The sequence below is a fragment of the Streptomyces durocortorensis genome (assembly GCF_016901035.1).
Classification (GTDB): domain Bacteria; phylum Actinomycetota; class Actinomycetes; order Streptomycetales; family Streptomycetaceae; genus Streptomyces; species Streptomyces durocortorensis.
Map to the genome: position 1 here is coordinate 1 of NZ_JAFEUF010000096.1, position 10,286 is coordinate 10,286.

The following is a 10,286-nucleotide window of genomic DNA, read 5'->3' on the forward strand; positions in this document are numbered from 1 at the left end:
CCGCCGGAATGTGGGGGGCGGGCTCGGTGCGCTGCGTCGTGTCCGGTGCGGCGTCGGCGTGCGGGGCCGGCTCTGGAGTCGTGTCCACCGTGTCCGGTGCGGCCTCCGGCGGGCCCGGGGGGCGTTCGGTGGGGAGGACGTCCCAGTCCCAGTCCTCGTCGGCCGGGGGCTCGTCGAGCGGCGGCTCCTCGTCCCAGGGCTCGTGCGTCGGTACGTCGCCGGGGCCTGGCCCGTACGCCGGCGTCCCCGGCTCGTCCCCCTGGACGGCCATGCGCTCCAGGTGGGCCAGGACCGTGTCCCGGGCGGCCCGGCGACGGGCCAGGGCGTCGGCGTCCAGCGGGAGCGGCCAGGCAAGGTCGGCGTCGCGCTCCGCGAGGGCCGGGTTCTCCTCGTCCTCGGCGGGCTCGTCCGCCCAGGCCTCGATCTCGCCGTGGCCCGCCACGCAGTGCTCGTACAGCGCGTCCAGGAAGGCGGACGGGCCGCGCGTCTTCTTCTGGGAGGGGCCCCACCAGTGGCCGGAGCCGAGCAGCAGGGAGCGGGGGCGGGTGAAGGTGACGTAGCCGAGGCGCAGTTCCTCCGTGTGCTGGTGCTCCTTCATCTCCTCCTTGAACGCCTTGATCCCCTTGGCGTCGAAGCTGTCGAGGGCCGGGAGCGTCGCCGCGTCGCCGCGCAGGGCGTGCGGGAGCACCTTGGCCTGGGCGGTCCACGCGTCCCGGGACTGGCCGCTGGGGAACTGGCCGGTCACCAGTCCGGGGACGGCGACGACATCCCACTCCAGGCCCTTGGACTTGTGGGCGGTCAGCACCTTGACGGTGTTCTCCCCGCCGGGCAGCGCGTTGTCGAGGCCCTTCTCGTACTGCGCGGCGGTCCGCAGGAAGCCGAGGAAGGCGAGCAGCGACGCCTCGCCGTCCAGCGAGGCGAACCGGGCCGCTGTGTCGAGGAAGTTGGCCAGCGTCTCGCGGCGGCGGGCGGCCAGCGCCTGCGGGGACGCGGACAGCTCGACCTCCAGACCTGTGGTGGCCAGGACCCGGTGCAGCACGTCCATCAGGGGGTCCGCGAGCGAGCGGCGCAGGTCGCGCAGCTCCCGGGCGAGACGGGCGAAGCGGACGCGGGCCTCCGCCGAGAACGGCAGCCCGTCGTCGGCCGCGTCCCCCGCGACCAGGAAGGTGTCCAGCGCGTCCGCGAGCGATATCACCTCGGCCGGGTCCGTGCCCTCGACGGCCTCCGCGAGCCGCTGGTCCGCGTCGGCGTCGTCCGCGTGGCCGGCCCGGTGCACAAGCAGGCGGGCGCGGCGGCCGAGGAGCGCGAGGTCACGGGGGCCGATGCGCCAGCGCGGTCCGGTGAGCAGGCGGACCAGCGAGGCGTTGGCCCCCGGATCCTGGAGGACCTCGCAGACGGCCACCAGGTCCGCGACCTCGGGCAGGTGGAGCAGTCCGGCGAGGCCGACGACCTCGACCGGGATGTCCCGGGCGACCAGGGCGGCCTGGATCTCGGGGAAGTCCCCGGCGGTGCGGCACAGGACGGCGATCTCGCCCGGCGGGGTGCCGGTGCGCACGAGGTGGGCGAGGGAGTTCGCGAGCCAGTCGATCTCCTCGGTGTGCGTACGCAGCAGGGCGCAGCGGACCACGCCGTCGCGCTCGGCGCCCGGCGCGGGGCGGAGCGCCTCGACGCCCTCGTGCATCGCGCGCAGCGGTTCGGCGAGGCCGTTGGCGAGCTGGAGGAGGCGGCCGCCGCTGCGCCGGTTCTCGCTGAGGCTGTAGCGGGTGGCGGGGGTGCCGTCGGCGTGCGGGAAGTGCTCGGGGAAGTCGTCGAGGTTGGCGACGGACGCGCCGCGCCAGCCGTAGATCGCCTGGCAGGGGTCGCCCACGGCGGTCACGGCATGGCCGGTGGGAGGCGCGTGGCCGGCCGCCCCCACTCCCGTACCCGCCCCCGTACCACTGCCGAACAGTGCCGAGAGCAGCAGCCGCTGGGCCACCGACGTGTCCTGGTACTCGTCGAGGAGGACGACCCGGAACTCCTCGCGCAGGATCGCCCCCACCTCCGGCCGGGTCAGGGCCAGCTCGGCGGAGAGAGCGATCTGGTCGCCGAAGTCCAGGAGGTCCCGGCTGCGCTTGGCGGTGCGGTAGCGCTCGGTGAGGCCGAGGAGGGAGCGGCGGGCCTCGGCGGTCTCGGGGATCTTGCGCAGGTCGGCGTTGCTGAGCTTGGCGGCGGCCAGGTCCCGCAGCAGCTCGGTGTCGTACGTCTCCAGCGTCCCCGGCCGTACGAGGTGTTCGGACAGCTCCCCGTCGAGCGCGAGCAGATCGCTGACCAGGGTGGAGAAGGAGCGGGTGAGCGCCGGATACGGGCCCGGGGCCTCGCGCAGCACCTTCGCCGCCAGCTGGTAGCGGGTGGCGTCGGCGAGGAGGCGGGTGGAGGGCTCCAGGCCGATGCGCAGGCCGTGCTCGGTGAGGAGGCGGCCGGCGAATGCGTGGTAGGTGGAGATGGTGGGCTCGCCCGGGGGGTTGTCCGGGTCGATGACGTCGGGATCGGTGACCCCGGCGGCGACCAGCGCCTTGCGGACGCGCTCGGCCAGCTCGCCCGCCGCCTTGTTGGTGAAGGTGAGGCCGAGGACCTGCTCGGGCGCGACCTGTCCGGTGCCGACCAGCCAGACCACGCGGGCGGCCATCACCGTGGTCTTGCCCGACCCGGCTCCGGCCACGATCACCTGCGGGGCGGGCGGCGCGGTGATGCAGGCCGTCTGCTCCGGGGTGAAGGGGATCCCGAGGAGCTCCTTGAGCTGCTCGGGATCGGTGATGCGTGGGGACACCCGGACAACGGTAACCGGGCCCACTGACAACCCGGTACGAACCGGATGCGGCGACTGCTCCGCCACATGGCATCCGGATGCGGCGGCTACTCCACCACCTGCCGCCCCTCCGGCTGTGCGCTGCACGAGGCGCGGAAGGTGCAGTGGGAGCAGTGCGTTCCGGTGGTGGGCGTGAAGCGTTCGTCCAGGACCTTTCCGGCCGCTGTGGCGAGCAGGTCGGAGACCCACTCCCCCGCGAGCGGTTCCTGGGCCTGGACCTTCGGGAAGGCGTCGCCGCCCTCCTTCTTGGGGGCGGGCTGGCGGAGCTGGACCAGTTCGGCGCCGCCCGGCTCGGGGCGCCTGCCGTCGAAGACCTCGTCGACCGCGCCCTCGCGGACGGCGAGCTGGTAGACGGCGAGCTGGGGGTGGGCGGCGACCTCGTCCTTGGTGGGGGCGCCCTTGCCGGTCTTGAAGTCGACGACGTACGCCCGGCCCTCGGCGTCCTGTTCGACCCGGTCCATGGAGCCCCGGATGCGGACGGCGTACCCCCCCGCCTCCAGGGTCACGTCGAAGTCGTGCTCGCTCGCGGTGGGCGTGCGGCCGCCCCGGTCCAGGACGTGCCAGTGCAGGAAGCGTTCCAGAGCGGCGCGGGCCTGGTCCTTCTCCTGCTCGGACTTCCAGGGGGCGTCGAAGGCGAGGCCGTTCCACACGGAGTCCAGACGCTCCATGAGGACGTCCAGGTCGGCGGGCGTACGGCTGGAGGCGACCTCGTCGGCGAGTACGTGGACGACGTTGCCGAACCCCTGGGCGGCGGTGGCCGGGGCGTCGGCCTTCACCTCGCGGCCCAGGAACCACTGGAGGGCACAGGTGTTGGCGAGCTGGTCCAGGGCGGAGCCGGAGAGCGTGACGGGCTGGTCGCGGTCGCGCAGCGGGACGGCGGAGCGGGTCGGTTCCTCAAGACCCCACCAGCGGTACGGGTGGGCCGCGGGCACCAGCGGCTGCCCCTCGTCGTCGGTGAGCGCGGCGAGCCGGGCGAGGCGGTGGGCGGCCGCCTCGCGCAGCGCGTCGGAGGCGGCCGGGTCGACGGTGGTGGCGCGCAGTTCGGCGACGAGCGCGGCGACGGCGAGGGGGCGGCGCGGGCGGCCGGTGACGTCCCGCGGTTCGACGCCCAGCTCGGTCAGGAAGCGGGAGGGCTGGTCGCCGTCGTCGGCGGGGGCCTTCACGGCGGTGACGACCAGGCGTTCGCGGGCGCGGGTGGCGGCGACGTAGAAGAGGCGGCGCTCCTCGGCGAGCAGGGCGCCGGGCGTGAGGGGTTCGGCGAGCCCGTCGCGGCCGATGCGGTCCGCCTCCAGGAGGGAGCCCCGGCGGCGCAGGTCGGGCCAGACGCCCTCCTGGACCCCGGCGACGACGACGAGCCGCCACTCCAGGCCCTTGGAGCGGTGGGCGGTCATCAGGCGTACGGCGTCGGGGCGGGCGGTCCGCCGGGAGAGGGTGTCGGCGGCGATGTCCTGGGCGTCGACCTCTTCCAGGAAGTTGAGGGCCCCGCGCCCGCCGGTGCGCTCCTCGGCGCGGGCGGCCGTGTCGAACAGGGCGCACACGGCGTCGAGATCGCGGTCGGCGTTGCGGCCGCCCGCCCCGCCGCGCAGCGCGGCCCGCTCCAGCCGGCCGGGCCAGGGGGTGCCGTTCCACAGGGTCCAGAGGGCCTCCTCGGCGGTGCCGCCGCCTTCGAGGAGTTCGCGGGCCTTGCGCAGGAGCGCACCGAGGCGCTGCGCGCCGTGGGCGTACGCCGGGTCGTGCGTGACGAGCCGTTCGGGCTCGGCGAGGGCACGGGCCAGCAGCTCGTCGGAGGGCGCGGGAACCCGGATCCCGGCGGCGCGCTCCTCGTCGCGCAGGGCCCGGCCGAGGCGGCGCAGGTCGGCGGCGTCCATGGAGCCGAGGGGGGAGGTGAGGAGGGTGAGGGCGGTCTCGGTGTCGAGCCAGGAGGGTGCTGCGGCCTTCTCCGGATCTCCCTCGGGGTAGTCATCGGGGAGGCGTTGCAGCGCCGCCGTCGCCACCGTCCGCAGGGCCGTCAGCAGCGGGGCGACGGCCGGTTCGTGGCGCAGCGGGAGGTCGTCGCCGTCGACCTCCAGGGGGACGCCGGCGGAGGTGAGGGCGCGGCGGACGGCGGGCAGCGAGCGGCCTCCGGCCCGTACCAGCACGGCCATCTCCCTCCACGGCACCCCGTCCTCCAGATGGGCGCGGCGCAGCAGGTCCGCGATGTTGTCCAGCTCCGTGGACGTGGTCGGGTAGGTGTACGTATCGACGCGGCCCCCGTCCCGGACGGCCTGCAGCTCGCGGTGAGCGCGGACCGTGTCGGCGGGCAGCCGGGTCAGCGGCATCCGGCGGGTGAGCAGCCGGGTCGCCGCCAGCAGCCCGGCCCCGGAGCGGCGGGAGGTGGTGAGGACGCCCACGGGCGCGGGGCCGCCGTCCGCCCGGCGGAAGGTGTCCGGGAAGTCGAGGATGCCGTTCACGTCGGCGCCCCGGAACGTGTAGATCGACTGGTCCGGGTCGCCGAAGGCGATCAGCGTCCGCCCGGCGCGCACGCTCCCGCGGCGCGCCTCCTCGCCGCGCGATCCCTCGCCGCGCGATCCCTCACCGCGCACGTCCTCACCGCGCGCTCCCTCACCGTGCCCCCGGGCGGACTCCGGCGCGCGCCCCCGGTTGCCGGCCAGCGCGTGCAGCAGGCGCACCTGCGCGGGGTCGGTGTCCTGGTACTCGTCGACGTACACCGCGTCGTACCGGCCGGCCAGCTCCGCCGCCACCTCGGGGCGCTCGGCGAGCAGGACCGCGCGGTGCACCAGTTCGGCGTAGTCCAGGACGCCCTGGGCGTCGAGGACGTCGAGGTACTCGGCGAGGAACTGGGCCGCCGCGCTCCAGTCCGGGCGGCCGGTGCGGCGGGCGAAGTCGGCCAGTGCGTCCGGGCCGAGGCCCAGTTCACGGCTGCGGGCCAGCACGGCGCGCACCTCGTCGGCGAAGCCGCGGGTGGTCAGGCAGGACCGCAGCTCGTCCGGCCAGCGGATCTGGCCCAGGCCCTCCTTCTCCAGGTCGAGCTGGCCCGCGAGCAGCTCACGGACGGTGACGTCCTGCTCGGGCCCGGACAGCAGGCGCAGCGGATCGGCGAACAGGTCCGCGTCCTGGTTCGCCCGGACCAGCGCGTAGCAGTACGAATGGAAGGTGGTGGCCTGCGGGCCCCGGGCCGCCCCGAGGCGGGCCGCCATCCGGTCGCGCAGTTCGACGGCGGCCTTGCGGCTGAAGGTGAGGACGAGGATGCGGGCGGGGTCGGCGCCCCGGTTCACCCGGGCGGCGACGGATTCGACGAGGGTGGTGGTCTTGCCGGTGCCGGGCCCGGCGAGGACCAGCAGCGGGCCGCCGGGGTGGTCAACCACCGCGCGCTGGCCTGCGTCCAGGAGGGGGGGATCCACGGAACCCGGCGGAGTGCGCACCAGGCGGTACGCGCCCGTGGTCCGCGGCCGTGTCTCACGGTGCGGACTGTGCCGGGTGGAGGAGGAACTCACGTGGATCGCCGGTCCTGGTGGGTGTACGCGGGTACTGGTGATGTGGATCAGGTGAGGAACAGGTTCGGTGCAGCCGGGGACGAAGAGGAAAGGCGCGGACGTGCCGCGCGGTGACGACGCTACGCCGCCCACGGTGCGGGAGGCGACGGCCGCGCTGCGTCCCTCGTCACGTCCTCGGCCGGGTCGGGCCGTCGCGGCCGGTGGCGGACGGCGGAAGCTGTCAGGTGTGAGCTTCGTCGCCCGGACCGTCCCCTTGTTCTCGTTCCTCTTCCTCGCGCGTGGCGCCGGCCTTGCCGGCGGCCTGTCCGCCGCTTCCGCCGCCGTCCCAGCGGGCGCGCCGCATGTCGATGCGCGGGATGTGCCCCTCCGCGTGCCGCGACGCCTCGCGCAGCGGGGTGCCCTCTGCGCGGTAGTGGTCCAGGGCCCGCAGCTCGTGGGCGGGGAGCAGCGTCCCGTCGGCGCGGACGACACGCCACCACGGCACGGCCGACCCGTACAGCGCCATCGTCCGGCCGACCTGGCGCGGCCCTCCCTCGCCCAGCCACTCCGCGATGTCGCCGTACGTCATCACCCGGCCGGGCGGGATCAGCTCGGCCACGTCGAGGACGCGCTCCGCGTACTCGGGCAATTCCGCGTACGCGGCCGTCTCCCCGTCCCCGGCCGGCTCCGCCTGTTCCGGCGGTCCGGTGCCGGCCGGGGCGGTGCCGGAGCCGCGCCCGTCCGTCTGGTCCTGGCTCATCCGCCCCATCCTGCCGTACGCCACCGACAGCCCGGCCGAAACGGTGTCCGTCCGGACACACAGCATGCACGCAGGTGCAAAGGAGCGTATGTTGCGCTTCCCGCGCCCGTGCAATGCACCCTGATGCCCCCCTCTGTCTACGGGCCGTGCCACCATCATGCGGGCGGTGACCGGTGATACCAGAACACGAAGACGAACCAGAGGCGACGAAGGAGCAGGGCGTGCAGCCACCGAAGGCGGCGGACGCCTCCGATGCCGGGGAGCGCCCGGAGGGTGCTCCCGAGTCCTCCGGACCGCCCCGCGCCTCCGCCGGATCACCCCGCGCCGACAGCGCCGGATCATCCCGCGACGACAGCGCTGACCCATCGCGCGACGACAGCGCTGGATCAATCCGCGCAGGCGGTCCCACGACGTCGACCACCGGACATCTGGCCGGCTCGACACCGGCCTCCGCCGAGGCCGCCCTGACCGACCGCGTCTCCGGGGACGAACCGCTGCTCCCCGCCCGGGTGCACCGCCCCTCCGACCTGATGCGGCTGCTCATCGGGGTGCTCGCGATCGCGGTGCTGTTCTCGATCGCCGCGTTCGCCCAGGGCACCACCACCGGCCTTGAGGACGACATCTCCAAGGGCACCGAGCAGGCGCCCGATCTGCTGATCAAGATCGCCGGGCTGGTGTCCAGCATCGCCGTGCTGCTGGTGCCGGTCGCCTTCGCCATCGAACGCCTCATCAAACGTGACGGGCTGCGCATCGCGGACGGGGTGCTCGCCGCCGTCCTCGCCCACGGGGTGACGCTCGCCACCGACCTCTGGGTCTCGCGGACCGCGCCCGGCACCATCCAGGACGCGCTGACCCAGCCGCAGACGGCGGGCGGTCTCACCGACCCGGTGCACGGCTATCTCGCGCCGGTCATCGCGTACATGACGGCGGTCGGCATGGCCCGGCGGCCGCGCTGGCGCGTGGTGCTGTGGGTGGTGCTGCTGCTCGACGCGTTCGCGATGCTGGTGGGCGGGTACACCACCCCGTTCTCGATCATCCTCACCGTGCTGATCGGCTGGACGGTGGCGTACGGGACGCTGTACGCGGTCGGCTCGCCGAACGTCCGCCCCACCGGCCAGCACCTGATGGCGGGGCTGCGGCACGTGGGGTTCCGCCCGGTCGCGGCGATGCGCACCGAGGACGCCCCGGACCACGCCGACCAGAGCGACCGGGGGCGGCGCTATCTGGTCACCCTGGAGGACGGGCCGCCGCTGGACGTCACCGTCGTCGACCGGGAACAGCAGGCCCAGGGGTTCTTCTACCGGGCCTGGCGGCGGCTCACGCTGCGCACGCTCACCCAGCGGCGCTCGATCCAGTCGTTGCGCCAGGCGCTGGAGCAGGAGGCGCTGCTCGCGTACGCGGCGATCGCCGCCGGGGCGAACGCGCCCAAGCTGATCGCCACCTCGGAGCTGGGCCCCGACGCGGTGATGCTGGTCTACGAGCACATCGGCGGCCGGTCACTGGACTCGATGGAGGACGAGGAGATCACCGACGATCTGGTGCGCAGCGCCTGGCGTCAGGTGAAGGCCCTCCAGTCGCGGCGGATCGCGCACCGCAGGCTGACCGGTGACGCGCTCCTGGTGGATCGTTCCGGCAGGGCGTTCGTGACGGACCTGCGCGGCGGCGAGATCGCCGCGGGCGATCTGGTGCTGCGGATGGACGTGGCCCAGCTGCTGACCACGCTGGGGCTGCGGGTGGGGGCCGAGCGGTCGGTCGCCGGGGCACTGGCCGTCCTCGGCCCGGACGCGGTGGCGGACTGTCTGCCGCTGCTCCAGCCGATCGCGCTGAGCCGCTCCACCCGGGCGACGCTGCGCCGGATCGCCCGCGAGCGTTCGCAGCGCGAGCGGGAGGCGGTGGTGGAGGCCTCGCAGGCGGCCAAGCAGGCGAAGGCGGAACAGGCGAAGGCCGAGCAGACGGCCGGCGGCGCCGCGACCCCGTCCAAGGCCGAGTCCAAGGCGGAGACCAAGGCCGAGACCAAGGCGGAGCGCAAGTCGCTGCGTACCGAGAAGCAGGCCGAGAAGCGTGCCATCGACGATGCGCTGGAGGAGGCCCGCGAGGAGGATCTGCTGGCCCAGATCCGCCGTCAGGTGCTGCTGATCCGCCCGCAGGCCCCGGTCGAACCGGTCCGCCTGGAGCGGATCAAGCCGCGCACCCTGTTCAGCTTCATCGCCGGGGCCATCGCCGCGTACTTCCTCATCTCCCAGGTCACCCAGGCCGACTTCGGGGCGGTCGTGGAGCAGGCGGAGTGGGGCTGGGTGGCGGCCGCCCTCGGGTTCTCGGCGCTGAGCTACGTGGCGGCGGCGATGAGCCTGCTGGGCTTCGTGCCGGAGCGGGTGTCGTTCCTGAAGACCGTGCAGGCGCAGGTGGCCGGCTCGTTCGTGAAGATCGTGGCGCCCGCCGCGGTCGGGGGCGTGGCGCTGAACACCCGCTTCCTCCAGCGGGCCGGGGTGCGCCCCGGTCTCGCGGTGGCGAGCGTCGGAGCGTCGCAGCTCTTCGGGCTCGGCGCCCACATCACGCTGCTGGCGCTGTTCGGCTATCTCACGGGTACGGAGAAGACACCGGACTCGCTGACCCCGTCCCGCACCGTGATCGCGGGTCTGCTGACGGTCGCGGTGCTGGTGCTGGTGGTGACGGCGGTCCCGTTCCTGCGGAAGTTCGTGGTGACCCGGGTGCGCTCGCTGTTCGCCGGGGTCGTGCCGCGCATGCTGGACGTGGTGCAGCGGCCGCAGAAGCTGCTCACCGGCATCGGCGGCATGCTGCTGCTGACCGGTCTGTTCGTGCTCTGCCTGGACGCCTCGATCCGGGCGTTCAGCGGCCCGGACGTCCCCCAGCTGAGCTACGCGAGCATCGCGGTGGTCTTCCTCGCCGGGAACGCGCTCGGCTCGGCCGCCCCGACGCCGGGCGGTATGGGCGCGGTCGAGGGGGCCCTGACGCTGGGCCTGATCGCGGTCGGGCTGCCCAAGGAGGTCGCGGCGCCGGCGGTGCTGCTGTACCGCGTGATGACGCTGTGGCTGCCGGTGCTGCCGGGGTGGCTCGCCTTCAACCAGCTGACCCGCAAGGGCGAGCTGTAGCAGGAGGCCCGGGCGCGGGGGGGGGGGGCGGCCCCCGGGGGGGGGGGGCGGGGGGGGCGGCGGGCGCGGGCCGCCGCCCGCGGGCCGCCCCCGCCGCG

At 74.6% G+C, this 10,286-nt stretch carries 4 protein-coding genes; 1 reads left to right on the top strand and 3 read right to left on the bottom strand.

Going from position 1 to position 10,286, the window contains the following annotated elements; all coding sequences use genetic code 11:
• The 3 genes from JS521_RS19065 to JS521_RS19075 form a co-directional block, all read right to left on the bottom strand.
• On the bottom strand, positions 1–2,806 hold a 2,806-nt coding region (locus JS521_RS19065), incomplete at its 3' end, for an ATP-dependent helicase (protein ID WP_307847915.1).
• Between the two features lie 86 nt (positions 2,807–2,892).
• On the bottom strand, positions 2,893–6,339 hold the full coding sequence (locus JS521_RS19070) for an ATP-dependent helicase (protein WP_205084183.1): 3,447 nt from the start codon (positions 6,337–6,339) through the stop codon (positions 2,893–2,895).
• Between the two features lie 220 nt (positions 6,340–6,559).
• Positions 6,560–7,078, bottom strand: coding sequence for an MGMT family protein (locus tag JS521_RS19075; RefSeq protein WP_239487506.1), 519 nt, complete (start codon positions 7,076–7,078; stop codon positions 6,560–6,562).
• A 221-nt stretch (positions 7,079–7,299) separates the two neighbouring features.
• On the opposite strand from JS521_RS19075, the gene JS521_RS19080 reads away from it, so the two are divergent.
• Positions 7,300–10,188 (top strand): lysylphosphatidylglycerol synthase transmembrane domain-containing protein, encoded by a 2,889-nt coding sequence (locus JS521_RS19080; RefSeq protein WP_205084184.1) that lies wholly within the window; start codon positions 7,300–7,302, stop codon positions 10,186–10,188.
• Positions 10,189–10,286: the final 98 nt, after the last annotated feature.

Bases quoted from the DNA above. Each gene is read 5' to 3' on its own strand.
- JS521_RS19075 (WP_239487506.1), bottom strand. From the start codon at position 7,078: ATGAGCCAGGACCAGACGGACGGGCGCGGCTCCGGCACCGCCCCGGCC.